The sequence below is a fragment of the Xanthomonas sp. 60 genome (assembly GCF_011761925.1).
Window position 1 is genome coordinate 19,040 of sequence record NZ_JAASQW010000004.1, and the last position, 24,087, is coordinate 43,126.

Genomic DNA, 24,087 nt, shown 5'->3' on the forward strand with positions numbered 1-24,087 from the left:
ATGACAGGGATCATCTTTCTCAAGGTCAAATGAGAAAGATGGAATGCCGGTCCAAGTATTTTCATGCGTCCTGGCCACGGCGCCGTCTGTCGACCAGATGGATCACGATGCCCGCGCAGATGAGGGCAAGACCTGATCGCTGGGGCCCATCCATGACCTCGCCGAAAAGGCCCGTCGCAATGGCGCTGCCCAGCAGCGGGACCAACAGGGTGAACCACGCCGCCCTGACTGCGCCCAGCCGGGCGATCGCCGTGTACCAGAGCCAGAATACCAACGCACCGTTCAGCAGTCCGGCCCACGCGATCCCTGCCAGGTCCATGCCCGAAGGTCGCACGCGTGTCCCTGTCAGCAGATCGGGAATCGCCAGGGGAACGGCGCACATCAGTGCAATGAAGATCTGCAATGCGGCGATCTGTTGCGGTGGCATCAGGGCGGAGGCTGTGCCCGCGAGTCGGGTACCTGTCGCCCATAGCAGCGCATTGACCAACACCAGCACGGTGCCTGCACCGTGCAATGGCCCACCGCTGGAGGCGACCATGATCACCCCGAGCAATGCCGCAGCGGGTGCGGCCGCCGAGCGCAGCGACCACACGCCTGACCGTCGCATATCCAGCAGGCTCGTGAAGGCCGGCATGGTGTACATCAGCGCGAGAACGGTGGTGGCGGGGTACCACGCCAGTGCGACCATGTTGGCTGTCGCGACGAGGGTCCCGGTGATCCACGTGGAGAGAAGGATCCGGCGCGCCGGATCGGCCTCCAGCGCCCGCAGCGAAGTGAGGGCGGGTTTCAAGAATGTCAACAGGGGGATGATTGCAAGCCCAATGCTGTACAGCCTGAACACCCATGGACCAAGATGTTCAATCGCCTGGCGGGCGAAGGAGAAACTTGCCGCCCATATGACGACCACGGTAAGGGCGGCGGCAACGCCTGCAGCATCAGATCGGCGCATTGGACGCCGTTGACGCATCATGAAAGCGGGCGATCAGCGCCAGGCGCGGCGAGCGGACGAAGGGTGCGACCTCCGATACAAAATGTGGAATGCGGCGGTGGCAGGTGTCGAATACCAGCGCATGGAATGGGCGTGGACCCAGGCAGGCACGCACGCTCTGAAGCTCATCCAGCATGGTGGATCTCATCTTCCTCGGTGATCGTGGAGATGCGCTCGCTCAGATCGAAGAACTCCAGTTCCTGCATGATGATTTCTCCCGGGAGCACCCCAGACGGGGCGTCTCATGAGTAACCATGCAAGGGCCTTGCGGCTTCAATAAAACGCTCATCGCATCCGGGGCAAAAAAAAGGGCGCGGGACCGTGAGGTCGCGCGCCCGGGTGGGGCCGGCGGAGGGAGAGAGTCCCCGCCGGCCCCTTTGCCTGCGGTGGATCAGTACTTCAGGTTCTGGGTCCAGTAGGTTTCGATCTGCTGCACCAGGGTGTCCGGCAGCGGGACGTAATCGAGCTGCTTGGCCTGTGCGTCGCCGTTGCGGTAGACCCAGCGGAAGAAGTCCTGGGCGGCCTTGGCGCTGGCAGCGCTCTTGGGCTGCTTGCGCATCAGGATGAAGTTGGTGGCGGTGATCGGCCAGGACTGCGCGCCCGGGGCATTGGTCATGACCAGGTAGAAGTCCTTGGTGGCACCCCAGTTGGCGCTGGCCGCAGCGGCGGCGAAGGACGCATCGGAGGGTTGCACGAACTGACCGGCGGCGTTCTTCAGCGATGCATGCGCCATGCGGTTCTGCAGGGCATAGGACAGTTCGACGTAGCCGATGCCGCCCTTGATCTGCTTGACGTAGGCGGCGACGCCTTCGTTGCCCTTGCCGCCGATGCCGGCCGGCCACTGCACCGAGGTGCCTTCACCGACCGCGCTCTTCCACTCCGGGCTCACCTTGGACAGGTAGTTGACGAAGTTGAAGGTGGTGCCCGAGCCGTCCGAGCGGTGCACGATGGTGATCTTCTGCGCCGGCAGGGTCAGGCCGGCGTTGAGCGCGACGATGGCCGGGTCGTTCCACATCTTGACCTTGCCCAGGAAGATGTTGGCCAGCGTCGGGCCGTCCAGCTTCAGCGCACCCGGCGCCACGCCGGCAACATTGACCACCGGCACCACGCCGCCGATCACCGACGGGAACTGGGCCAGGCCGGCCGCGGCCAGCTCTTCCGGCTTGAGCGGGGCGTCGGAGGAGCCGAAATCAACGGTCGCCGCCTTGATCTGCGCGATACCGCCGCCGGAGCCGATCGACTGGTAGTTCACCCGCTTGCCGGTGGCGGTGCTGTAGTCCGAGGACCACTTGGACATCACCGGGTAGATGAAGGAGGCGCCGGCGCCGGTCACATCGGCGGCGTTGGCGGCGAATACGGACGATGCAGCCAGGAGGGCGACAGCGGCGCGCGATTTGAAGGCGTGGATCACAGGAGAAACTCCTCGGTAGGGTGACAGGCGGCTGCCTGTCGTTTCGGCGCCTATTCCATAACCAATCCGTGACACGGACAGGTCTGTCATATGACGCAGGTGTGACATGGGTGGGGGATGCCAGCGGGGGCCGCGCAGCGCGGCGGCACGGCCGTGGCCCTGCCGCGCGTGCGCGTGCCGTCGGTGCTTACCAGAAGAACTGCGCGCGGGCTTCGAGGATGTTCGGATCGTCGTTGACGAAGGTACGGGTGCTCGAGCTGTACTTCTGGCTGTCAACCATCACGTAGTTGAGCATCAGCTTGAAGTTCGAACGCAGGTACCAGTTGGCACCGACGGTCCACACATCCATCTTGCCGCCCAGCACGCCATCGACGATCGGCGGACGACCGGCCACCGGATTGGCGGCGAGGTTGCCATCGTTCAGATCCATGTGGTCGTAGCGCACGCCGAGCTGCCACTGGCCACCGGCGGGGTTGTCCGGCAGGCCGGTGCCCGGGGTGCCGCCCTTGTAGCTCCAAGTCTCACCAGTCACGTTCCACACGCCGCTGACGTAGTAGCCGTCGCTGCTGTAGTTGCTGTGGTCATAGCGCTTGGCACGGCTGGTGTAGTACTCGGCCTGGGCCTTGAACGGACCCTGGAAGTACATGGCCTCGGCGCCGATGGTACGCACGCGGTCGGTGTCGATCAGGTTGCCGCTGTCGACCAGGCGCACCGTGGCCAGGTCCGCATTGGGACGGGCGCGCACGCGCAGGCTGTCCGCGTCGGTATCGTAGTCCACGTAGCTGAGGCCGAAATGCAGCACCTGGCCTTTCTCATTGATGGGCGCGAACGTGCCGCGCGCACCGTAGCCGCTGCCGTGGGCGAGGTTGCGGGTCAGCTCGCGACCGAAGGCGCTGGCGGTCAGGGACCAGTTGTCCTGGCCGTAGCTGTAGGCACCGCCGAGACGACGTGCGACGGCATAGGTGTTGGTGACGGCCGCCTTGGCGATGAAGTCGTTGTTCTTGGTGCTGGACAGTTCTTCCAGGCTGTTGGGCTGCTTGAACTGGCCGACCTGCACGAAGTGCGCGGCGTTGCCCATCAGCTTGTAGCGCGCATTGACGTCCAGGTACTTGTCAGCCTTGGCGTCATAACCGGCCACCCACTCGATGTTGCCCGGGCCCTTGCCCTTCAGCACCAGTTCGGCGCGGCGCATCTCGAACTCGCTGTTCTTGCCGTTGGCGGCATCGCCACCGTTGAGGTCGGCGACATCGTTGTCGAACCAGTTGCCGTCGGCCTGCACCAGGCCTTCGAAGGTGATCTCCGAACCGCCGAAGACATCAAGGGCGACTTCGGCGTGGGCGGTCGGCACATACAGCGCAGCGACCACAGCAGCAGTCAGAAGGTGATGATGCAGTTTCATGGATGAGCCTTGCAGGCAGGTGGGAAGATGCGCGCAGGCTAGAACGTGAAGATTGCGTAAATGTGACAAATTGCCTGCCATGTGCGCCCGCCCGGGATCGCGCAGCGGCAAGGGCTGCGCGCCGGAAGGCGCCCCATGTGACGCGTGCGTTGCGCCGGCGTTGCAGACCGTCCGGGGCGGATCAGGGGGCCGGCGTCTTGTCCTTGAACCGGCACAGATCGCGGATCACGCAGTTCGGGCACTCCGGCCGGCGCGCCTTGCAGACATAGCGACCATGCAGGATCAGCCAGTGGTGGGCGTCGAGCAGGAACTCGGACGGTACCGCTTTGAGCAGCGCATCCTCCACCGCGCGCACGTCTTTTCCCGGCGCCAGGCCGGTGCGGTTGGAAACGCGGAAGATATGCGTGTCCACCGCCATGGCCGGTTCACCGAAGGCGGTGTTGAGGACCACGTTGGCGGTCTTTCTGCCCACGCCCGGCAGTGCCTCCAGCGATTGCCGGTCGCGTGGCACCTCACCGCCATGTTTCTCGAGCAGCAGCGCACAGGCGGCGATGACATTCTTCGCCTTGGCGTTGAACAGGCCGATGGTGGAAATGTAGGGCTTGAGCCCCTCTTCACCGAGCGCCAGCAGGGCAGCCGGTGTATTGGCGACCGGGAACAGGCGGCGGGTGGCCTTGTTGACGCTGACGTCGGTCGCCTGCGCCGACAGGGCGACGGCAATCAGCAGCTCGAATGGCGAGCTGTATTCCAGCTCGGTCTTCGGATGCGGGTTGAGTTCGCGCAGGCGCGAGAACATCTCCACGACGTCGGCGCGTGGCATTTTCGTCGAGCGCCGGACCGGCCCGGGCGTGGCGGCAACGCGGGCCATCAGTCAACCCGCCCGGCGGCGCGGGCCTTGGCCCGGGCCAGGATGGCAGCGGCGGCCGAGGGCAGAGCGGCCTTGCCATCCGGCGCAGGTGGCGGGGTGCGTCGTGCATCGCGCTCGGCAGCGCGTCGGGCCAGGCGCACGGTTCGCGCACGGTACCGCTCCCGCGCCTCCCAGGCGCGACGCAGCTGCGTCTGCGCGGCCAGGATCCGCGCGGCCTGCTCCGGCGTCGCCGCGCCGTCAGCGTCGGTGGGAAAGTCCATCAGGCCGGCCTGCAGCGCGCCGTCCAGGTCGTCGGCCAGCAGGCGGGCATGCAGCAGGGTGGGATCCGGAAGGCGCGCCATGCTCAGCCCTTGCCGCGCAGCCGGGCACACCACGGGATTGCGGCGCTAGCAGAAACCGGACCTCCAGTACGAATTACCCCTCTCGTCTGTCGCATCCACCGCTGTGGCGGCGGACACCGCCGTGCGCCCCCCGGGACCACTCCACAGGTTCTTGTCTCCTCACACCGCCCCGTCCGGACCGGCCAGACCCGGCGTCGTTGCGCCCAAAACCACAGTTGCACCAAGGCGTGGCCCACACAAACTCCAATACGTTAAAAAAAAGTGACGTTGAACTCTTGAAACGCAGTCAGGTCAAACCTGCGTCGTTAGTGGCGATTCACCGTTGCGGCGGCTATCCTAACCCGTCGCCTCAGGGCGGCGAATGGCTTTGTACATCCCGCTCTGAGTTACCACCCCTGGAGAATAGTTTGATGAAGTTGCGTTCTATCGCGGTCGCCGTCGCGGCCTTGGCCCTGACGGGCAATGCGTTCGCCCAGGACATCGCGTCCGAGAAGGGCAAGCTGAGTTACTACTTCGGCTACGACTACGGCAACAACCTTGCAGAGTTGACCGGTCGCGGTGAGCAGTTGGACATCAACTCGGTGGTCAAGGGCCTGCAGGATGCCTACGCCAAGAAGCAGCCGGCGATTACCGCCGAGCAGCTGCGTCCGGCCGTCGAAGCCTTCCAGAAGCGCGAGCAGGGCCGTGCCCAGGCCGCCAAGGCCGAGTACGACAAGGCGGCGGGCGAAAACAAGACCAAGAGCACCCAGTTCCTGAACCAGAACAAGGCCAAGTCCGGCGTGCAGACGCTGGCCAGCGGCGTGCAGTACCGCGTGATCGAAGCCGGCTCGGGTGCCAAGCCCACCGCTTCCAGCACCGTGCAGCTGGAAGTGGCCGGTCCGTTCCCGTACGGCCAGCGCCCGACCGAAGCCCGTCCGGCGCAGCAGATTCCTGCCATGCCGCTGAGCCAGGTTGAAATGAAGGCGATGCGTGACACCCTGCTGCAGATGCCGGCCGGCTCGAAGTGGGAAGTCACCCTGCCGCCGGAGCAGGCCTACGGTGCCGATCCGCGTACCCCGTTCCCGCCGAACGTGGCCGTGCAGTTCGAGATCAAGCTGGTCAGCGTCAAGTAATAAAGGCTGGACGCCCGCAAGGCACAGCACCAGGGCGCGCCGGTGGTCTCCACCGGCGCGCCTTCCTTTTTCCCGCTGCGTGTCGCCCACGCGGGGGACTGCCGCCGCGACGTGCGCAAACGACATACCCTGTGTCAAGGCGCAGCGGTTCGGGTTACTGTGGGGCAGTGCATCTGATGGAAGAAACGGCGCGTGGCGTGCCCAGTCCCTGCAGTGGTATCTGTGAACTCGACAGCCGTCGCTGCTGCGTCGGATGCCTGCGCCACATCGATGAAATCGCACGGTGGCCACGCATGAGCGAGCGTGAGCGCGAGCACCTGATGCAGCGGGCGTTGCCCCTGCGCGAGCAGCTGCGCCGCAATCTGCAGTCACCGCCAGCGCGCCATGCGCGGCTGCTGGACGCCCTGCATCCGCCGGCCCTTGCGCCGGAAGGTGATGGCTGGAACCGCAGCGAGCTGAGTGATCTGCTGCCCGCTGGCGGACTGGTCGAAGCGGCCGTGCTGGTGGGTCTGGTCCCGCGCGCGGACGGCCTGCAGGTCATCCTGACCCGGCGCACCGAAGCGCTGCGCACGCACGGGGGACAGGTCGGCTTCCCGGGCGGGCGCACCGAGCCGGACGATGCCGATGCGGCGGCCGCGGCGCTGCGCGAGAGCGAGGAAGAAATCGCGCTGCAGCGCGCACAGGCCGATGTCCTCGGCTACCTTGATCCGCTGGTGACCATCACCGGCTACCGGGTCACTCCCGTGGTCGCTGTCGTCGATCCGCGCTTCACCCCCATTCCGTCCCCGGACGAGGTGGCCGATGTCTTCGAGGTGCCGCTGGATTACCTGCTCGCACCGGAAAACCTGCGCCAGGTGGAGCTGGTCCATCGGGGCAGGGTGCGTCATGTGCTGGAATACAGCTGGCCGGGCCAGCGCATCTGGGGCGCCACGGCGGCCATCCTCTACAACCTGCGGCGCCGCCTGGAGAAACTGCAATGAACCTTGTTGAACGTCCGTGGACCACGCTGGTCGATGTGGCTACCCTCGCCGACGCACTGGATGCCGCGCAGCTGCGCATCGTCGATGCCCGCGCCACATCCTCGCTGCGCGTGGTGGACGCCCGTTTCGCGCTCAGTGACAGCCGTGCCGGCCGCGCACTGTTCCTGGCCGGCCACCTGCCCGGTGCGGTCTTCGCCGATCTCAATGATGATCTTTCCGACCTGCAGCGCCAAGGGCATGGCCGCCATCCGGTGCCGGACAGCGCCGCCTTCGCGGCAACGCTGGGCCGTCTGGGCATCGGCCCGCAGACCCAGGTCGTGGTCTATGACGAAGGCGACGGCAGCATGGCCGCCGCCCGGCTGTGGTGGTTGCTGCGGTTGATGGGGCACGCCAGCGTGGCGGTGCTGGACGGTGGGGTCGCCGCCTGGCAGCAGGACGGCCTGCCGTTGACCGGTGACATCACCGATGTCGACCCGCTGCCGCCTTATCCCGGCAGCCTGGACATGCGTCAGATCGTCGGCGTCGAGGAGATCGCCGCGCGGCTGAAACACGCGCCGGGCTGGCTGCTCGACGCCCGCGCACCGGAGCGATTCGGCGGCGAGGTCGAGCCGCTGGACCCGGTAGCCGGCCACGTGCCCGGCGCGGTCAACCGGCCCTTCGCCCTCAATGTCGCAGAGGGGCGGCTGAGACCGGCCGGAGAGCTTCGCGCCGAGCTGCTGGCGGCCATGGGTGCGAACGCGCCTGACCGCGTGGTGGTGATGTGCGGTTCGGGCGTCACCGCCTGCCACCTGCTGCTGGCGCTGGAGCATGCCGGCCTGCACGGCGCGCGGGTCTACGCCGATTCATGGAGTGGCTGGATCACCGATCCGTCGCGTCCGGTGGCCACGGCCAGCGCCTGACATCGGCTACTGCGCCAGCCGCTCAGGCATCCGTCAACGGCTGCAATGGCACTGCTGCGAGGATGCGCGGCCAGGGAAACAGCGGGCCGGGATCGCGCTTGCGCTGCACCAGCCGCGAAGGATCGTCGCTGGCCGGCAGCCGTTCGCGATCAAGCTGGTCATGCCCGGCGATCTCGCGCAGCGACGGATAGCGGTCGCACAACGCCAGGAGCAGGCGCTCGAGGGCCTGCAGCTGCACGTGGGAATAGGCCTCGTCCATTGCCTGATGCCGGCTGTCGAACCACTCGGGCCAGCGTCCGCGGTTGACCAGCTCGATGCCTATCGACTCAGCATTGAGGCCCCGCACATGATGCGCGATGCGGTCCGGTGCGACGTACTGCAGCACACTGCCATCGCGATCGATGTAGAAGTGACCGCTGTTACCCGTGCCTGTGGGATAGCGGACCTGCTCGCCATAGGCCCGCGCCATTGCCAGATCCGGCAGTTCGGTGCAATGGATCACCACTCGGCGCAGGCACTGCGGCGGACGAGTTTCGAGCAGATCGTGGTACGGCAGCGGTTGGATCTGCAGGTCGGGCAGGAGCAGGGGGAGCGTCAAGTCGGGCATGCGGCGATGCTAGCATTGCGCGATGAGCGCTGATCACGACCTGCCGCCGGTATGCGCATGAGCACCGGCCACTGCATCCTCTCCCATGGCTTTGAAAGCGGACCCGATGCGGTCAAGGTCACCGCCCTGGCCGATGTCGCCGAGCGGCTGGGCTGGACCCACGAACGCCCTGATTACACCGACCTCGACGCACGCCGCGACATCAGCCGTGTCGGCGATGTGCCGGCGCGCCTGCAGCGGCTGATCGACCAGGCCGCTGCGGCGGCCGCGCGCGGCCCGGTGGTGCTGGCCGGGTCCAGTCTGGGGGCCTATGTTTCGGCCATCGCCTCACTGCAGGTGCCGGTGCGCGGACTGTTCCTGATGGTGCCGCCCACACACATGGGGCCGATGCCTGCGCTGGAGGCGGCCGCGGTGCCGACCAGCATCGTGCACGCGTGGGGCGATGAGCTGATCCCGGCCGCCGAGGTCATCGCCTGGGCGCAGCAGCGTGCAGCGACCCTGCTGCTGGTCGACGACGGGCACCGCCTGGAACGCCACGTGGCCGAGTCCGCCGCCGCCTTCGAGACGCTGCTGCGCCGCCTGTGAAACGGTCCGCCGCAGGGCGCCGACGGCGATCCCCGGCAACGACTACAATGGGCGCCCGTGCCCTTGGCATGGCGCCGGCCGCCGCTGGCCCCGATCTTCCCTGCGCCGCGCGAGCGGCCGCCTACTGCGAACCGATCCTGTGAATTTCTTCGTCTCCTGCGCCAAAGGCCTGGAATACCTGCTTGTCGATGAACTGCTGGCCCTCGGCGTGGACAAAGCCACGGCCACCATTGCCGGCGTCAATGCAGAAGGCACGCTCGCGCAGGCCCAGCGTGCGGTCATGTGGTCGCGCCTGGCCAGCCGCGTGCTCTGGCCGATCGCCGAGTTCGACTGCCCGGACGAGCAGGCGCTGTACGACGGCGTGCGCGCATTGCCGTGGCACGAACACCTGCTTCCGGAGATGACGCTGGCCGTGGACGCCCACGTGTCTGGCGATGCCATTACCCACGCGCGCTTCGCAGCGCAGCGGATCAAGGACGCCATCGTCGACCGCATGCGTGATGAAGGTCTTGAACGGCCCTCGGTGAACACCGATCTGCCCGATCTGCGCGTGAATCTGTCGCTGCGCAAGGGACGAGCGACGATTTCCATCGATCTCGGGGGTGGCCCGCTGCACCGCCGAGGCTGGCGTGGCGCGGCGCATGACGCGCCGTTGAAGGAAAATCTGGCCGCGGCTCTGCTGATCCGCGCGCAGTGGCCGCGCCTGCACGCCGCGGGGGGAGGGCTGCTGGACCCGATGTGCGGCAGTGGCACGCTGTTGATCGAGGGCGCCCTGATGGCGGCTGACGTTGCCCCGGGCCTGATGCGCCACGGCAGCCTGCCGCCGAGCCGCTGGCTGGGCCTGGACAAGGCCGTATGGAAGGCGCTGATGGCCGAGGCGCGCGAGCGCGAGGCGGCCGGCCTGGCCGCGTTGAAGCCGGTGGTGCACGGCAGTGACATCGACCCGGTGGCGATCCAGGCCGCACGCGAGAACGCGGAAGTGGCCGGTGTGGCGCACGCCATCCGCTTCACCCGCGCCGATGTGGTGGATCTGGCGTCGCCGCCGCAGGAGATCGGCGCGGTGGTCTGCAATCCGCCCTACGACGAGCGCCTGGCAGCGGACCCGGCGCTGTACCGCCGGCTCGGCGATGCGCTGCAGAAGGCGGTGCCGCAGTGGCGGGCCAGCCTGCTGTGCGGCAACGATGACCTGGCGTACGCCACCGGCCTGCGCGCCGGCAAAAAATACACGATGTTCAACGGTGCACTGGAGTGCGCGCTGATCATCTGCGATCCGGTGGCCGTGCCGCGGCGTGACCCCGCTGTGCCGCGCGAACTGAGCGAAGGCGCGCAGATGGTCGCCAACCGGATCCGGAAGAACCTCCGCAAGTTCAAGAACTGGCGCGCGCGCGAAGGCGTGAGCTGCTTCCGCGCCTACGATGCCGACCTGCCCGAGTATGCGGCCGCCATCGACGTTTACGAGGAAGAAGGCGGGCAGCGCCGCACGTTCCTGCATGTGCAGGAATACGCCGCGCCGGCCACCATCCCCGAGAACGACGTGCGCCGGCGCCGCAACGAACTGCTGACCGCCGCGCGCGAGGTCTTCCAGCTGCCGCCGGAACAGGTCGCGCTCAAATCACGCGAGCGTGGCAAGGGCGGCAGCAAGTACGGCCGCTTCGAGCGGCGCGACGAGTTCCTGGTAGTGCGCGAAAACGGCGCGCTGCTGCGGGTGAACCTGTTCGATTACCTCGACACCGGCCTGTTCCTCGATCATCGCCCGCTGCGGCGGGAAATGGCCGGACAGGTGCGGGGCAAGCACTTCCTCAACCTGTTCTGCTACACCGGCGTGGCCAGTGTGCAGGCGGCCGTGGCGGGCGCGGCGAGCACCACCAGCGTGGATCTTTCCGGCACCTACCTGCAATGGTGTTACGACAATCTTGCGCTGAACGGCCAGGGCGGTCACCAGCATCTGTTGGTGCAGGCCGATGCGTTGGCCTGGCTGGAGGCGGACCAAGAACGCTTCGATGTGATCTTCTGTGATCCGCCGACGTTTTCCAACTCGGCCCGTGCGGAAGATTTCGACGTGCAGCGTGAGCACGTGCGGCTGCTGCGGGCGGGCGTAGCGCGGCTTGCGCCGGGCGGGGTCATGTATTTCTCCAACAACTTCCGACGCTTCAAGCTGGAAGAGAATGCAATCGCCGAATTCGCCCAGTGCCGTGAAATCAGCCCGCGCACGATTGGACCGGACTTCGAGCGCAATGCCCGGATCCACCGCGCGTGGGAGCTGCGCGCGCTGCAGGGGTGACGCGAGGGGGGGCGGGCCGGCCGCTACAGCAACAGCCCGGCAGCCCCCGCCAGCGGAACAAGACACGCCGCCGGCACGATCCAGTGCGGCCGGTACGGGTACAGGCCGAATGCCAGCGCGATGCCCGCCAACGTCATCGCACCGAGCCACAGAACCGGCCCTAGCGCCCACCCGCGCGCGTTGACGGAGAGCGCGAACGCGACCCCCAGCAGCGCCCATCCGACCCAGCGCCAGGCCCTGCGATCCACCGTGGCGATGAGCGCTCGCCCCTGCATCGCCAAGGGATGTTTTTCCGTCGCCAGTGACAGCGCCACAAAGGCGCTGAAACACAGCCCGAGTGCAAGCAGCATCATGCGCCGGCCTCCGCGGTCTGCACCGCATGCGCCATCGCGGCGGCACGCTTCTTCTTTTCCGCCGCGCTCAGCGGCGGCTGCCAGCGCTGCATGCGCCAACCGCACAGTGCAAGCATCGCACCGAAGGCAAGCATGGCCAGGTCGAAGCCGGCCAGCACCCAGTCGCCGGTGCGCAGGGTGATGCCCAGGTGGGAAAAGGTCGTCACGGCGTTGACCACCGGCACCAGCGCGAACATCGCCGCACCCAGGTAAAGCTGGACGGTCCACATCGCACGGCGCGGCCAGACGAACGCGGTCACCAGCGCCGCTGCCCAGGCGTAGAAGAACACGGACACTTCGGTGTCAGCACGTCCTGCCATGCCCACCGGCAGCAGCCGGTTGCCCCAGAAATAGGCGGCGAACGCGATCGGCAGTCCTGCCACCGTGCCGATGTTCAGTGCATCGACAAGCCGCAGGCCGAACCCGATGCGGCCCTGTCTGACGTGCTTCGGGCGTTCCTTCACCGCCCACAGCACCACGCCGCTGGCCACCATCAGGCAGCCCACCAGGCCGGAGAGGAAGAACAGCGCCCGCAGGCCCCAGTCCGCGAAGTGGGCCAGGTGCAGCCCGTACATCACCCCGCGCGTGGCGGTCGCGGCGCCGGCGTCGGCACTGCGCTGCAGCAGCGTGCCCTGCACCATGTCGTAGCGCAGGGCCGGCGTGTCGCTGGACAGGCGCCGACCATCGCGCTGGCGGATGTCGATCACCGCGTTGTCCGCGCCCGGATGGGCCACGCTGAAGCCGGCCACTTCCGCGCCGTTCCACTGCAGGCGGGCACTGTCGAGCAGTTGCTGGATCGGCAACGACGCCGCGCGCTGGCCGGCCTTGGTGGTGATCTCTGGCAGGCCGCCAAAGGCCTCGCTGTAGAACGCGCCCTCATCCTGCGGATAGGCGGCCTTCATGCCCCACGGCATGTACATCACCATCAGCGTCACGATCCCGGTATAGGTGATCATTGCATGGTAGGGCAAGGCCATCACTGCGCTTACGTTGTGGAAATCCAGCCACGAACGCAGTCCCTTCTCCGGACGGAAGGTGAAGAAGTCCTTGAAGATCTTCTTGTGCGTGATCACGCCGGTGATGATCGCCACCAGCATGAACATCGCGCAGAAGCCCACCAGGTAGCGCGCCCACATCACCGGGATGTAGTGCAGGTCGAAATGCAGCCGGTAGAAGAAGTCACCGCCCCGCGTCTGGCGGGCCTCCAGGGCCTTGCCCGTGTTGGGGTCCACCGTGGCCTCACCGAACCGGCCACCGCCGCGCCGCCGGCGCTCGCCTTCCACCGGCGGTTTGATCATTGATTCGGGGTTGCGCCAGAACAGGCGGATCGCCGGATTGCGTGCATCGGGCAGGGTGACGAACCAGGTTTCGGCGTGGGCGGCATTGGCCTGCAGGAACTGCACCGCGCGCTGGGCGGCCACCTCCGTGCTGACCCGTGACGCCGGAAGCTCGGGGCGCATCCAGCGGCTGATCTCTTCACGGTAGTAACTGGCCGTGCCAGCCATGAAGATCAGCAGCAGCAACCAGCCCACCAGCAGGCCCGTCCACGTGTGCAGCCACGCCATCGACTGGCGGAATCCCTGCTTCATGACCAGGCGCCCAGCGCACGCGCACCTGCGGCCAGCGCCAGTGCCGGCAACGCGATGCCCAGCCAGGCGCGCAGTGCCGAACGCGTGGCGAACGCCCACAGCGCGGCGCATGCGGCCACCACGATCGCTACCAGCATGCCGGTCAGCACCGCCTGCCCGCGTTCGCCGGGCAGTGCCACCGCCAGGAAAACAGCACTGACTGACGCCAGCGCGTAACCGCCGAAGATGGCGGCCATGCTGCGGACGAAGACTGTCCAGCCCGGGCGGGCGAAGTACGCGGCAATCCGCGCGCGGCGAGGCAAGGACGAGTGAAACCTGGAGTCGGTGGCGAACGGGCGATCCACGGCATTCCTGCGGGAAGTGATCGGAAGGGGCCAACGCGGCGTGCGTTGGACAGCGGAGGCGGCCTACGGCGCGCCCGATGGCGGCGTGCGATCGGTGCGTTGGCATTGGCGGGGGCGTCTCACTACGACGCAATTGGCTGGTGCCACGCTGTCAGGCAATGATAAGTATTCGCATTTGATGCAGCAAGGGGATTGACCTTCGCCCGTGGCCAGCGGGCCGCGGTTGAACACCCGCGACCCGCCAGCACGCGCCAGACTCAGGGTTGGCCCGGTCCGAAGTTGGTGTAACTCCCCGAGCAGTATCGGGTGCCGTCCCGGTCCTGCAGGTTGAAGCGCGCGCAGTTGGTGTCGTAACTGGAGCCCGTCGCGGTGATCAGGTAGCCCGAAAGTGTCACACCGTTGAGGTGGTGCTGACTGCCGTTGGACTTCAGCGACCAGTGCTGGTGAGGGCCGGTGGACATGCCGCCATTGCAGAGTGCCTGCGACAGGCTGTTGGCGGGATTGCCGATGGCGGCGTTCGAAGCCACCTCCGCGCCCGTGGCGAAGCGCAGGTTCGCCATGTGGTAGTAGGTCGTGGACCAGCCGCCGGCGTGCACCACCTCGGCCATGCACGAGGAATGCCTGACGAACCGCCCGGCCGCCGATGCCGACACCCAGTTGCCGCTCTGGTTGCTGCCCCACCAGCCGCCCACCGACATGTCCAGCGAGGACATCGGGAAGCTGCCGCTGCCGCTGTTGGTGTGCGCCCCGCCGACGTGCCAGCGCGTACTGCGCGGGTAGGGGAATTCCAGCAGGTCACGAGGCGGAACCATGGCCTGCGGGGTGGCCCTGGGCGGGCGGGTGGTGGCTTTGCGTGGTGCGCCGAACAAAGCCCGGTAGGTCGTCTGGAACTGCTCGTTGATCGACGCCGAAGCGGGCGCGACCTTGCCTGCATCGGAGGCGGCCAACAGCTCGAGCGGGTTGCCCGCCGTCAGGCGGACGGGGCCTCGTGTGCCCGGATCGGCGCCGTCGTACAGCGCGTCGCGCAGCGATTGCGCTGTTTCCCGCACCTGCGCGTCGAAACCGCTGGCAGGCACGAGGGTACCGAACGGGTGCTCCAGCGCCCCGGGCGGCGGGGTGGCATCCAGCACCCTGCTCTGTGCCTGCATGAGGGCCAGCAGGACCCTTGGGCTGATACCGCTGAAGCCAGCCCAGTGCGAGATGACCTCGGCATGCTCCTGGAGGTGCGGGGCATGTGCCTGCAGCCAGCGTGCGGTGTCGAATTCGAACATCTCGTCGTAGCCGTACACAAGGTCCTGGCCCTGCAACGGAGGGTCACTTGCGGTTGCGATCCCGGCATGGGCGGCCAGCAGCCCGGCCAGCAGCGTGCACAGCACTCGTCTATCGAAGCGCTTCATGGTAAATCCCCAGATAAGCGGCATGTCTGCGCCCAACCTCCCTGCGCCACTTCAAGCGCGCGTCCTGCACGTTCGCGCATACGCTGAAGGCACGTCACTGCCACGGGATGTGACGTGCACGACGATGCTAGAGACAGCAGCGGGTGCCGCGTGGTGCGCGGGTCACAGATCCCTCGGCATCGAACGATGCCATCGCAATCGAGCAGATCTGCTGCTCAGTCGATCAATCAATCCCGGCAATTGGAGACGGAGCGGAATGCCGTTGGCATCACTCAGAAATGCAGCCACGTCGTTGCCGCGTGCAGCGCTACGCCGATCAGTCCGCCCACCAGCGTGCCGTTGAAACGGATGAACTGCAGATCGCGTCCGACGCTGAGTTCCAGCTGCTCCACCAGGTGCTTCTCGTCCCACCCCTTGACCGTGCTGGCGATATGCGTGGTCACCCCGTCGCGCAGGCGCAGGGTCAGGCGTTGCGCACCCTCCAGCAGGTGCTGGTTGAGGGCCTCGCGCAGTGCGGGGTCCGAGGACAGGCTGCGGCCCAGTGCCGCGAAGCCGCGCTGCAGATGGCCGGCAAGTGCGGAATCGGTTTTCGAGAGGTCTTCGCGCAGGCTGGAATGGATGCGCGACCACAGCCCCTGCACGTAGGTCTGCAGGGCCGGGTGGTCGATCAGGTTCTGCTTGAGCTGCTCGATGCGTTCGGCCAGCGCAGGGTCTTCGCGCAGGCGCGCCACGTAGTCGGCCAGCCAGCGCTCGTAGTCCTGGCGCAGCGGGTGCTCGGGCTCGGCCAGGACCTGTTGCAGTTCCTCCAGCAGCGCACCCGCCAAGCGTTCGGCGAGGCTGTCGCCGATCTCGTCGATCGGCTTGATCCAGCTCACCGTACTGGACAGCTTCGGCCACTCACGCTGGATGTAGCGCACGATCAGCGTGGAGGCACGCGCCTTGACCTGCGGCTGCTCCAGCCACTGCCCCAGCCGCTGCAGGCCTTCGTCAAGCACCCGCTGGTGGCGGCCATCCTCGGTGAGCAGGCGCAGCAGTTCGCCGAGCGTTCCGGCGGCATTCCATTGCCGCAGCTGCTGCACCACGAAGCCATGCAGCTGGCGTTTGACCGCCGCCTCGTCGAAGAAATCGAGTGCCTGCACGGCCCAGCCGCGCGCCATGTCGGCGAGCAGGCGCGCGCGTTCCGGGTCAGCCAGCCAGCTGCCCAGCCGCGACGCCGGATCGAAGACCTTGAGCTTGTCCATCAAGGCTTGCGGTTCCAGGAACTGGTCACGCACGAAGAAGGCGAGGCTGTCGGCGATGCGATCCTTGCCGCGGGGGATGATGGCGGTATGTGGAATCGGCAGGCCCATCGGCCGGCGGAACAGCGCCACCACCGCGAACCAGTCCGCCATGGCGCCCACGGCGGCGGCTTCGCAGAAGGCGGACACCCACGCCCAGGGGCCACGCTCGCCCTGCCAGTGGCTGACCACAAAGCCGGCCAGCATCAACAGCAGCAGGCCGAGGGCAATGGCTTTCAGGCGCCGGAGCTGGGCCGGGCGCGGATCGTTCGGGGAATCGGAGGAGGACAGGTCCATGCAGACAGTCTACGCGGGCCCGCCGCGCAGGCCATGTCAGCAGGCGGGGGTCCGCGCGCGGGCAGGTGACGACGTACCGCGGGCACCCGTCAACGTTCAGCCAGCTCCCGCCGCAGTTGCGCCAGCTGCTCGCGCAGCAGGACGTTTTCACGCGTGAGCGCCACCACGCGCGCGCGCAGTGCCGGCGCGCCTTCGCCAAGCTGCTCAAGCGCCTCCAGCACCTGCGCGTCCTGCGCGTCCAACGTTTCCCCTTCAACAGCCTCGGACAGTGCGGAGGCCGCTTCGTCCTTGGCCGGGCGCGGCTTGCGCCTGGATTCGCGTACGCGCTTGGCCGCCTGTTTCAACTCGTCCTTGCCGCCCGCCGCCGCCGCCCGCTGCTCGTCCTCCGGCAGCGACGACACCGCTGCAGCCGCACTGATCGAAAGCTGGCCGGTCTTCACCGCTTCCACGATCTCAGGAGCGGCCTGTGCGTGGATGCGTTCGATCATGCCGATCTGGCTGCTGCTCAGCTTGGCCTCGCGCGCCAGCTCGGCACGGCTCGGCATGGCCGCAGGCGCCCACGGCGGGCTGTCATCGTCAGCGGCCGCATCTTCGGCCACGCCATCGCTCTCGCGCTGCAGCTGAGCCTGTTCCAGCCGCTTGCGCTCGCCGAGGATCTCGCGCTTGCGAAGTGCCAGTACGCCGCGCTGGAAGTCCGAAACGCTGCGCCGCCCCAGATGCTGTTCGATCATCCACAGGTGCACGTCGTCCATGCTCTGGAAGCGGGTGTTCTGCACCGTATTGAACGGCAGCCCGTGCTTCTGGCAGATGCCGTAGCGGTTGTGGCCGTCGACCAGCACCTCGCCCCACAGCACCAGCGCGTCGCGGCATCCCTCGCTGAGGATGCTGCGCTCCAGCGCTTCGTACTCGTCCGCCGTCAGCGGGTCGATGTAGGCCTTGAGTTCTTCTTTGACGACGATGTTCATGGGTACGGGGAGGTCGTGGCGCGGAACCGGTGATTGTAGCCGGTCGTGCTGGACCCACTGTTGCGCGACATTGTGGGCCCTGTTTGTCGGATAGGACGCATCGTCAGTCTCCCCTGAAACCAATGCCTCCCCCAGCCCCCGCCGCGTGGCAGAATCCTGGCCGCACTTCGCTTTCCGGCCCATCGATGTCCTCCGCTGCCACTGCTACCTCAGCCCCCGCACCCGTCAACTCGCCGCGTCGCGTTCTGCTTGCCAGCCTGATCGGCACCACCATCGAGTTCTTCGATTTCTACATCTACGCCACGGCCGCGGTGCTGGTGTTCCCCCACCTGTTCTTCCCGGAGAGCAGTGACAAGGCCGCCCTGCTGCAGTCGCTGGCCACCTTCGCGGTGGCGTTCATCGCACGGCCGGTCGGCTCGGCGGTGTTCGGGCATTTCGGTGACCGCATCGGACGCAAGGTCACGCTGGTCGCGGCACTGCTCACCATGGGGCTGTCCACGGTGCTGATCGGACTGCTGCCCACGCATGCGCAGATCGGCCTGTGGGCGCCGGCGCTGCTGGCGCTGTGCCGCTTCGGTCAGGGGCTCGGGCTGGGTGGGGAATGGGGCGGGGCGGTGCTGCTGGCCACCGAAAACGCACCGCCCGGCAAACGTGCCTGGTACGGCATGTTTCCACAGCTCGGCGCACCGCTGGGCTTCCTGCTGTCGGCCGGCATCTTCCTGGCGCTGGGTCGCCTGATGTCGCCGGACGAGTTTCTGCAGTGGGGCTGGCGCATCCCGTTCGTGGCCAGTGCGCTGCTGGTCGGGCTGGGCCTGTGGGTCCGGCTGAACATCCACGAGACGCCGGATTTCCAGAAGGCGCTGGAGGCCCACGCGCGGGTGAAGCTGCCGATGTGGACCGTGTTGCGGCACCACGGCGTCGCGATGCTGCTGGGCATGCTCGGTGCGTTTGCCACCTTCGTGCTGTTCTACCTGATAACCGTCTTCGCGCTCGGCCACGGTACGGCGGCGCTGGGCTACAGCCGCGAGCAGTTCCTGTTGCTGCAGATGGTCGGCATCCTGTTCGTCGCGGCGGGCATCCCGATCTCCGCGCGCTGCGGCGATCGCTGGGGCACGCGTCGCACGATGATCGTAGCGAGTGGTCTCATCCTCGGTTTCGGGGTGCTGCTGGCCCCGATGTTCCAGGCCGGCAGCCCCTGGATGGTCCTCGGCTTGCTCTCGCTGGGATCGTTCCTGATGGGCCTGAGCTACGGCCCCTGCGGCACTTTCCTGGCGGAGATCTACCCCGTGGAGGTCCGGTACACCGGGGCGTCGCTGTCATTCAACCTGGCCGGGATCCTGGGGGCGGCGCCGGCGCCCTACCTGGCCACCTGGCTGGCCGAGCGCTTCGGCCTGGTGGCGGTGGGCTACTACCTGTGCGTGGTTGCGCTGGTGACACTGTGCGCGCTGCTTGCACTGCAGCGCCGCGTGCGCTGAGACACGCGCACGCGGTGAAACGGATCAGCGGAAGAAACGCTTGAGCGCGCGGCCCAGCCAGCTGCCGCCCTGGTGCTCGCGGGTGAAGGCGTTGAGGTGCTGCTTCACCTGTGGGGCATAGGCCTGGTCATCGCCACGGATATGGTTGAACAGCCAGCGCGAGAGCATGGTACGCAGTTCGTCGGTGACCTCTTCGCCGGCCTGGAAGCGCAACCGGTACTCGGCCACCCGCTTGCCGAACACTTCGTGCACGCGCTTGTGCGCGGCGCAGAAGGGGTAGCCGGCCTCTTCCATCAACTCTTCTTCGAAGGCGAAATGGGAGAGCGTGTAGTCCACCAGTTCGTCGATCACCTCCGCCACGGCCAGCCGCTCCATGCGCTTCTGCGTGACGTGGAGATGGTTGAGCATCTCCACGATGCGAAGGTGCTGGCGGTCGATGACATCGATGCCGGTGTTGAGGTCGTCCTGCCAGACCAGTACTGCCATGTGCGCGTTCCCCGTTACGGACGCGCCGATTCTGCGACTGTCGCGGCGCAGGGGCGTTGATCAGGATCAAACCACCTCGGGTGGTACGCGCGCCGGCATGCCTTCGGCGCTGCTGACACGGTTGCGGCCGCCCGCCTTGGCCAGGTAGAGCTGGCGATCGGCCTCGCTGATGAGGGCGTGCAGCGAGTCGCCGCGCGCCCGCAGCGTGCATACGCCGATGCTCACGGTCATGCGCAGTTCGGTGCCGGAAAGCTGTACCCGCAGGGCTTCGATCGCCCCGCGCAGTGTCTCGAAATAGGCCAGGGCCTGTGCCGGAGCGAGCCCCGGCACCAGCAGGCAGAACTCTTCGCCGCCGAAGCGTGCGATCAGGTCGCCTTCGCGGGCATGAGCGGCCACTGCGGCGGCACACGCACGCAGTGCATCGTCCCCGCCGTCATGGCCCCAGGTGTCGTTGATGTGCTTGAAATGGTCGATGTCGATCATCGCCACGGCCACCCAGTCATCCAGTTCGACGAGATTGCGCTGGCTCTGGTCAAGGAAATAACGGCGGTTGGGCAGGCCGGTGAGGAAGTCCCGGGTGGCCAGGTCCTGCAGGGTGCCGATCAGTTCGAGCTGGTCCACGTTCTGCGAGACGCGGCAGAAGAACTCCTCGCGCGAGAACGGCTTGCGCAGGAAGTCGTTGGCCCCGTTCTTCAGGAAACGCGGGATCAGCGAGGGGTCGGTGTTGCCGGACAGCCCGATCACCGAGACGGTATCGCGCGAGCGGTGCATGCGCAGCCGCCGGGTGAATTCCACGCCCTGCATGCCGGGCATTTCCTGGTCGACCACGGCCAGTCGGATCGCCGGGTTGGCGTCGATGGCCGCAAGGCCTGCCGCGCCGTCGGCGGCCTCGTAGACCGTGTGCCCGTACATGCGCAGCAGGGCGGCCGCATAGCCACGCGCCGACGGCGAGTCATCCACCACCACCGCGGCGATGCGGCGGTTGCGGTCCAGCCGCTGCACCAGCCAGACCAGGTAGTCCAGGCTCCCGGGGGTGTTTTTCAGGACGTAATCGATGATGGTGCGTTCGAGCACGCGCTTGCGCAGGTGCTCGTCATACACGCCGCTGACCACCACCGTCGGCAGTCCGCGGGAGACGAAGAATTCCACCACGGTGTCGCGGTCGCCATCGGCCAGCACCAGCCCGGTCAGCACCAGGAACCAACCGTCCTCCTCGTCCAGCAGGGCGCCGGCCTCGGCCAGCGTGGAGGCCACCACGACCGGCAGCTCCAGCCGCTGGATGATGGCCTCGCGCAGCATCGAAGTGAACGCGCGGGAGTTCTCCACCAGCAGGATCCGCTGGGGAAGGGGTTCGACACCGGGGCCCTTGTCGGGCGCGTGCTGCAGCAAAGCGGGCATCAGGCTGGCGCTCGGAACAGGATGAGTCGGCATTGATATCGGCGTGCCGGAAAAAAACTTGAGGTCCATCACCAAATGAGATTCAGAAGCTTGACAGCTGACATCATTGCGACGAGCAGAGGGCGGCGCAGCAGCGGGCCGCCGGGGAAATCCTGCCTTGGCAGGCGTTCGAACAGGTCCAGCCGACCGGCCTGGCCGGCGATCGCCTGTGCCAGCACCTGTCCGGCCAGGTTGGCCGCTGCCACGCCATGGCCCGAAAAGCCCTGCGCGTAATAGATCGTGGGCGTGAGCCGGCCCCAGTGCGGCGCGCGCGAAGGGGTGATGTCCACGTAACCGCCCCAGACATGGTCCAGGTCCACGCCGCGCAGCTGCGGGAAGACCTGCCACATCCGGCGGCGCATCGTGCGCTGCAGGCCGCGGGGAGGCAGGGCGGAGTAGCTGGCGCCGCCCCCGAACAACAGCCGGTGGTCATGGCTGAGCCGGAAGTAGTCCAGCACCCAGTCGTTGTCGGCCACGGCCATGCCGTTGCGGATCAGGCTTTGCGCACGCTGCGCACCCAGCACGGGGGTGGCGCTCATGTAGGTGCCCACCGGCATGATGCGGCGCTCGATCGTGGGCGCGATGCCCGCCAGCAGCGCGTTGCCGGCGAGGATCACGTGGTCGGCCTGCACCGTGCCGGTGGCCGTACGCAATGCGGGCCGGGGCTCGCGCAGCAGCGCGATCACCGGCGTGCGTTCGTGCAGCACCGCGCCGGCCGCCAGCGCGGCGTCGGCCAGGCCGCGCACGAAGGCCAACGGCTGCAGGTGCCCGCTCAGGGGGTCGAACATGGCGCCGAGGTAGCGCGGGCTGTCGAGCTGGGCGCGCAGTGTCTCCACGTCCCACCATTGCACCGGGTGGTCATAGCGCTGCTGCAGCAGCTCGGTGGTGGCCCGCAGCGTGCGGGTGGTGCGCGGCCGCACCGGCACGGTGGCATGCCCGTCCCGCCAGTGGCAGTCGATGCCGTGCCGCGCGATGCGCTCGCGCACCAGCCGCACGCCGTGCAGCGAAAGATCGAACAACTCGCGCGCCGTGGGCGCCCCGACCAGTGACTCCAGCACGTCCACTTCGCAGCCGTATCCGGACAGGACCTGCCCGCCGTTGCGCCCCGAGGCCCCGCTGCCGACTTCATCCGCTTCCAGTACCACCACGCTCAGCCCTCGGCTGGCCAGTTCCAGCGCCGCTGACAGGCCGGTGTAACCGGCACCCAGCACCGCGACGTCGACCCGCTTGTCGCCGTCCAGGGCAGGCTGGTGCGGTCGGGCGGGAAGGCTGGCGGCATACCAGTGGAGGGGGGCGCGGTCGTCGCGCGGCGGATGCGGGAGGGCCATGCACAGAGTGTGGCGCAAACATGGCGGCAGCGGCGTGACTGCGGCGCGGTTGAAGCGCGCAACACAAAGGCGGTAACGTGGGGACGTACCGCCGTCCGCCGGCGAGGGCGCCTCCACCGTCCAACCCTTCTTCCGCGCGTCCGGCGGCGTGCCCGCGGCACCACGGCTACGCACAGGAAACACCATGAGTTCTCGAACACGGACGAAGACCGTCAAGCCGGAATCGGAACCTGAGAGCAGCCTGCTGCGCTGGCTCAAGGACCGGCGCATCACCGAGGTGGAATGCCTGGTGCCGGACATCACCGGCAATGCCCGCGGCAAGATCATCCCGGCGGACAAGTTCTCGCACGATTATGGAACCCGGTTGCCCGAGGGCATCTTCGCCACCACGGTGACCGGCGAGTTTCCGGACGACTACTACGACCTGACCTCGCCCTCGGATTCGGACATGATGCTGCGCCCGGATCCGGAAACGGTGCGCATGGTGCCGTGGGCCGCCGATCCCACCGCCCAGGTCATCCACGACTGCTACACCAAGACCGGCGAGCCGCACGAGCTGGCGCCGCGCAACGTGCTGCGCCGCGTGCTCGATGCCTATGCCGAGCTGGGGCTGCGCCCGGTGGTGGCTCCGGAACTGGAGTTCTTCCTGGTGCAGAAGAACACCGATCCGGATTTCCCCCTGCTGCCGCCAGCCGGTCGCTCGGGCCGCCCGGAAACGGCCCGGCAGTCCTATTCCATCGATGCGGTCAACGAGTTCGATCCGATTCTCGACCTGATGTACGACTACGCCGATGCCATGAAGCTCGACGTGGACACCTTGATCCACGAATCCGGCGCGGCCCAGCTGGAGGTCAATTTCTCCCATGCCAATGCCATGGACCTGGCCGACCAGGTGTTCCTGTTCAAGCGCACCATGCGCGAGGCGGCCATGCGCCATGGGGTCTACGCCACATTCCTGGCCAAGCCGATGGAAAACGAGCCGGGCAGTGCCATGCATATCCACCAGAGCCTGATCCGGGTCAGCGATGGCAGCAACGTGTTCGCCGGCGAGGGGCAGGGCGAAGGGGAGTTCAGCCCGGTCTTCGGCAATTACCTGGGCGGCCTGCAGAAGTACATTCCCCAGGCGATGGCGTTCTTCGCCCCGAACGTGAATTCCTACCGCCGGCTGATCTTCGGCGAGGTCTCGCCGAGCAATGTGCACTGGGGCTTCGACAACCGCACCTGTGGCCTGCGCGTGCCGCTGGACACGCCGGAAAACATGCGCGTGGAGAACCGCTTCGCCGGCTCCGACGCCAACCCCTACCTGGCCATGGCGGCCACGCTGGCATGCGGCCTGCTCGGCATCCGCGAGCGGCTGGCGCCGGATGCCCCGGTGACCGGCAGCGCCAAGGAGCTTGGCTACACGCTGCCGCGCTCGCTGGGTGAGGCCCTTGACGGCCTGTCGGTGAGCGCCGAGCTGCAGGCGCTGCTGGGCGAACGGTTCTGCCGCGCCTACATCTCGGTCAAGCGCAAAGAGTATGAAACCTTCTTCCGCGTGATCAGTTCCTGGGAACGCGAGTTCCTGCTGCTCAACGTCTGAGTTGCCACGCCCGGTGCACGGCGCCTCCACTGGATGATTGCCCCCATGGG

General features: G+C 67.3%; 23 protein-coding genes. 7 read left to right on the top strand and 16 right to left on the bottom strand.

Annotated features, from left to right (window positions below; genetic code table 11):
• Nucleotides 1-61: 61 nt before the first annotated feature.
• From FHY09_RS09720 to FHY09_RS09745, 6 genes are all read right to left on the bottom strand, one after another.
• Nucleotides 62-949 carry a DMT family transporter gene (locus tag FHY09_RS09720; protein ID WP_166926648.1) on the bottom strand — a complete coding sequence of 296 codons (888 nt, stop codon included), beginning with the start codon at nt 947-949 and terminating at the stop codon, nt 62-64.
• Nucleotides 936-1,124, bottom strand: coding sequence for a hypothetical protein (locus FHY09_RS09725; RefSeq protein WP_166926650.1), 189 nt, complete (start codon nt 1,122-1,124; stop codon nt 936-938). The genes FHY09_RS09720 and FHY09_RS09725 overlap by 14 nt, the downstream gene beginning before the upstream one ends.
• A 255-nt stretch (nt 1,125-1,379) precedes the next feature.
• The gene (gene pstS, locus FHY09_RS09730; protein ID WP_166926652.1) at nt 1,380-2,399 is read right to left on the bottom strand and encodes a phosphate ABC transporter substrate-binding protein PstS; all 1,020 of its coding nucleotides are present in this window, start codon (nt 2,397-2,399) and stop codon (nt 1,380-1,382) included.
• Between the two features lie 187 nt (nt 2,400-2,586).
• Nucleotides 2,587-3,798: an OprO/OprP family phosphate-selective porin gene (locus tag FHY09_RS09735; RefSeq protein ID WP_166926654.1), complete on the bottom strand. Its 1,212-nt coding sequence runs from the start codon at nt 3,796-3,798 to the stop codon at nt 2,587-2,589.
• Nucleotides 3,799-3,979: 181 nt separating this feature from the next.
• A complete protein-coding gene (gene nth, locus FHY09_RS09740; protein WP_166926656.1) occupies nt 3,980-4,666 on the bottom strand; it encodes an endonuclease III in 687 nt (228 codons plus the stop codon).
• Nucleotides 4,666-5,013 (bottom strand): hypothetical protein, encoded by a 348-nt coding sequence (locus FHY09_RS09745; protein WP_456362787.1) that lies wholly within the window; start codon nt 5,011-5,013, stop codon nt 4,666-4,668. Before FHY09_RS09745 ends, nth begins: the two co-directional genes overlap by 1 nt.
• 404 nt (nt 5,014-5,417) lie before the next feature.
• Here FHY09_RS09745 and FHY09_RS09750 point away from each other — a divergent pair, with 404 nt between their 5' ends.
• From FHY09_RS09750 to FHY09_RS09760, 3 genes are all read left to right on the top strand, one after another.
• Entirely contained in the window at nt 5,418-6,119 is a 702-nt protein-coding gene (locus tag FHY09_RS09750) for an FKBP-type peptidyl-prolyl cis-trans isomerase (protein WP_166926660.1), read from the top strand.
• 176 nt (nt 6,120-6,295) lie between these two features.
• Nucleotides 6,296-7,099 (top strand): CoA pyrophosphatase, encoded by an 804-nt coding sequence (locus tag FHY09_RS09755; protein WP_166926662.1) that lies wholly within the window; start codon nt 6,296-6,298, stop codon nt 7,097-7,099.
• Nucleotides 7,096-7,998 carry a sulfurtransferase gene (locus FHY09_RS09760; protein WP_166926664.1) on the top strand — a complete coding sequence of 301 codons (903 nt, stop codon included), beginning with the start codon at nt 7,096-7,098 and terminating at the stop codon, nt 7,996-7,998. The genes FHY09_RS09755 and FHY09_RS09760 overlap by 4 nt, the downstream gene beginning before the upstream one ends.
• A gap of 22 nt (nt 7,999-8,020) precedes the next feature.
• On the opposite strand, the gene FHY09_RS09765 is transcribed toward FHY09_RS09760, so the two are convergent.
• Nucleotides 8,021-8,605, bottom strand: a complete 585-nt coding sequence (locus FHY09_RS09765) for an N-acetylmuramoyl-L-alanine amidase (protein WP_166926666.1) — start codon at nt 8,603-8,605, stop codon at nt 8,021-8,023.
• Nucleotides 8,606-8,662: 57 nt separating this feature from the next.
• Between FHY09_RS09765 and FHY09_RS09770 the strand changes: the two genes are divergently transcribed.
• Together FHY09_RS09770 and rlmKL are read left to right on the top strand one after the other, a co-directional pair.
• Nucleotides 8,663-9,190 carry an alpha/beta hydrolase family protein gene (locus tag FHY09_RS09770; RefSeq protein WP_166926668.1) on the top strand — a complete coding sequence of 176 codons (528 nt, stop codon included), beginning with the start codon at nt 8,663-8,665 and terminating at the stop codon, nt 9,188-9,190.
• 139 nt (nt 9,191-9,329) lie between these two features.
• Nucleotides 9,330-11,471 carry a bifunctional 23S rRNA (guanine(2069)-N(7))-methyltransferase RlmK/23S rRNA (guanine(2445)-N(2))-methyltransferase RlmL gene (rlmKL, locus tag FHY09_RS09775; RefSeq protein WP_166926671.1) on the top strand — a complete coding sequence of 714 codons (2,142 nt, stop codon included), beginning with the start codon at nt 9,330-9,332 and terminating at the stop codon, nt 11,469-11,471.
• A 23-nt stretch (nt 11,472-11,494) separates the two neighbouring features.
• Here the strand turns inward: rlmKL and FHY09_RS09780 are convergent, their stop codons facing one another.
• From FHY09_RS09780 to FHY09_RS09805, 6 genes are all read right to left on the bottom strand, one after another.
• Nucleotides 11,495-11,824, bottom strand: a complete 330-nt coding sequence (locus FHY09_RS09780; protein ID WP_166926673.1) for a DUF3325 domain-containing protein — start codon at nt 11,822-11,824, stop codon at nt 11,495-11,497.
• Complete coding sequence (locus FHY09_RS09785) at nt 11,821-13,452, bottom strand: PepSY-associated TM helix domain-containing protein (protein ID WP_166926675.1); 1,632 nt, start codon at nt 13,450-13,452, stop codon at nt 11,821-11,823. The genes FHY09_RS09780 and FHY09_RS09785 overlap by 4 nt, the downstream gene beginning before the upstream one ends.
• The gene (locus FHY09_RS09790) at nt 13,449-13,754 is read right to left on the bottom strand and encodes a DUF3649 domain-containing protein (protein ID WP_456362769.1); all 306 of its coding nucleotides are present in this window, start codon (nt 13,752-13,754) and stop codon (nt 13,449-13,451) included. The genes FHY09_RS09785 and FHY09_RS09790 overlap by 4 nt, the downstream gene beginning before the upstream one ends.
• Before the next feature lie 299 nt (nt 13,755-14,053).
• Entirely contained in the window at nt 14,054-15,193 is a 1,140-nt protein-coding gene (locus FHY09_RS09795; RefSeq protein WP_166926677.1) for a M23 family metallopeptidase, read from the bottom strand.
• A gap of 272 nt (nt 15,194-15,465) precedes the next feature.
• Complete coding sequence (locus FHY09_RS09800; protein WP_166926679.1) at nt 15,466-16,767, bottom strand: DUF445 family protein; 1,302 nt, start codon at nt 16,765-16,767, stop codon at nt 15,466-15,468.
• Between the two features lie 89 nt (nt 16,768-16,856).
• Nucleotides 16,857-17,732, bottom strand: coding sequence for a ParB N-terminal domain-containing protein (locus tag FHY09_RS09805; RefSeq protein ID WP_166926681.1), 876 nt, complete (start codon nt 17,730-17,732; stop codon nt 16,857-16,859).
• Nucleotides 17,733-17,917: 185 nt separating this feature from the next.
• On the opposite strand from FHY09_RS09805, the gene FHY09_RS09810 reads away from it, so the two are divergent.
• Nucleotides 17,918-19,207: an MFS transporter gene (locus FHY09_RS09810; RefSeq protein WP_166926683.1), complete on the top strand. Its 1,290-nt coding sequence runs from the start codon at nt 17,918-17,920 to the stop codon at nt 19,205-19,207.
• Between the two features lie 24 nt (nt 19,208-19,231).
• On the opposite strand, the gene FHY09_RS09815 is transcribed toward FHY09_RS09810, so the two are convergent.
• The 3 genes from FHY09_RS09815 to FHY09_RS09825 form a co-directional block, all read right to left on the bottom strand.
• On the bottom strand, nt 19,232-19,693 hold the full coding sequence (locus FHY09_RS09815; RefSeq protein WP_166926685.1) for a bacteriohemerythrin: 462 nt from the start codon (nt 19,691-19,693) through the stop codon (nt 19,232-19,234).
• 66 nt (nt 19,694-19,759) lie between these two features.
• The gene (locus FHY09_RS09820) at nt 19,760-21,091 is read right to left on the bottom strand and encodes a diguanylate cyclase (protein WP_166926687.1); all 1,332 of its coding nucleotides are present in this window, start codon (nt 21,089-21,091) and stop codon (nt 19,760-19,762) included.
• 68 nt (nt 21,092-21,159) lie between these two features.
• The gene (locus FHY09_RS09825; RefSeq protein ID WP_166926689.1) at nt 21,160-22,458 is read right to left on the bottom strand and encodes an NAD(P)/FAD-dependent oxidoreductase; all 1,299 of its coding nucleotides are present in this window, start codon (nt 22,456-22,458) and stop codon (nt 21,160-21,162) included.
• Between the two features lie 184 nt (nt 22,459-22,642).
• Between FHY09_RS09825 and FHY09_RS09830 the strand changes: the two genes are divergently transcribed.
• The gene (locus tag FHY09_RS09830; RefSeq protein WP_166926692.1) at nt 22,643-24,037 is read left to right on the top strand and encodes a glutamine synthetase family protein; all 1,395 of its coding nucleotides are present in this window, start codon (nt 22,643-22,645) and stop codon (nt 24,035-24,037) included.
• The last annotated feature ends 50 nt before the right edge of the window (nt 24,038-24,087 follow it).

What these genes read in the sequence shown, in the direction of transcription:
- FHY09_RS09810 (WP_166926683.1), top strand. Translation starts at nt 17,918, where the DNA reads ATGTCCTCCGCTGCCACTGCTACCTCAGCCCCCGCACCCGTCAACTCG.
- FHY09_RS09815 (WP_166926685.1), bottom strand. Translation starts at nt 19,693, where the DNA reads ATGGCAGTACTGGTCTGGCAGGACGACCTCAACACCGGCATCGATGTC.
- FHY09_RS09780 (WP_166926673.1), bottom strand. Translation starts at nt 11,824, where the DNA reads ATGATGCTGCTTGCACTCGGGCTGTGTTTCAGCGCCTTTGTGGCGCTG.
- FHY09_RS09735 (WP_166926654.1), bottom strand. Translation starts at nt 3,798, where the DNA reads ATGAAACTGCATCATCACCTTCTGACTGCTGCTGTGGTCGCTGCGCTG.
- FHY09_RS09770 (WP_166926668.1), top strand. Translation starts at nt 8,663, where the DNA reads ATGAGCACCGGCCACTGCATCCTCTCCCATGGCTTTGAAAGCGGACCC.
- FHY09_RS09755 (WP_166926662.1), top strand. Translation starts at nt 6,296, where the DNA reads ATGGAAGAAACGGCGCGTGGCGTGCCCAGTCCCTGCAGTGGTATCTGT.
- FHY09_RS09820 (WP_166926687.1), bottom strand. Translation starts at nt 21,091, where the DNA reads ATGCCCGCTTTGCTGCAGCACGCGCCCGACAAGGGCCCCGGTGTCGAA.
- nth (WP_166926656.1), bottom strand. Translation starts at nt 4,666, where the DNA reads ATGGCCCGCGTTGCCGCCACGCCCGGGCCGGTCCGGCGCTCGACGAAA.
- FHY09_RS09785 (WP_166926675.1), bottom strand. Translation starts at nt 13,452, where the DNA reads ATGAAGCAGGGATTCCGCCAGTCGATGGCGTGGCTGCACACGTGGACG.
- FHY09_RS09795 (WP_166926677.1), bottom strand. Translation starts at nt 15,193, where the DNA reads ATGAAGCGCTTCGATAGACGAGTGCTGTGCACGCTGCTGGCCGGGCTG.
- FHY09_RS09825 (WP_166926689.1), bottom strand. Translation starts at nt 22,458, where the DNA reads ATGGCCCTCCCGCATCCGCCGCGCGACGACCGCGCCCCCCTCCACTGG.
- FHY09_RS09765 (WP_166926666.1), bottom strand. Translation starts at nt 8,605, where the DNA reads ATGCCCGACTTGACGCTCCCCCTGCTCCTGCCCGACCTGCAGATCCAA.
- FHY09_RS09760 (WP_166926664.1), top strand. Translation starts at nt 7,096, where the DNA reads ATGAACCTTGTTGAACGTCCGTGGACCACGCTGGTCGATGTGGCTACC.
- FHY09_RS09750 (WP_166926660.1), top strand. Translation starts at nt 5,418, where the DNA reads ATGAAGTTGCGTTCTATCGCGGTCGCCGTCGCGGCCTTGGCCCTGACG.
- FHY09_RS09800 (WP_166926679.1), bottom strand. Translation starts at nt 16,767, where the DNA reads ATGGACCTGTCCTCCTCCGATTCCCCGAACGATCCGCGCCCGGCCCAG.
- FHY09_RS09805 (WP_166926681.1), bottom strand. Translation starts at nt 17,732, where the DNA reads ATGAACATCGTCGTCAAAGAAGAACTCAAGGCCTACATCGACCCGCTG.
- FHY09_RS09725 (WP_166926650.1), bottom strand. Translation starts at nt 1,124, where the DNA reads ATGCTGGATGAGCTTCAGAGCGTGCGTGCCTGCCTGGGTCCACGCCCA.
- FHY09_RS09720 (WP_166926648.1), bottom strand. Translation starts at nt 949, where the DNA reads ATGCGCCGATCTGATGCTGCAGGCGTTGCCGCCGCCCTTACCGTGGTC.
- FHY09_RS09830 (WP_166926692.1), top strand. Translation starts at nt 22,643, where the DNA reads ATGAGTTCTCGAACACGGACGAAGACCGTCAAGCCGGAATCGGAACCT.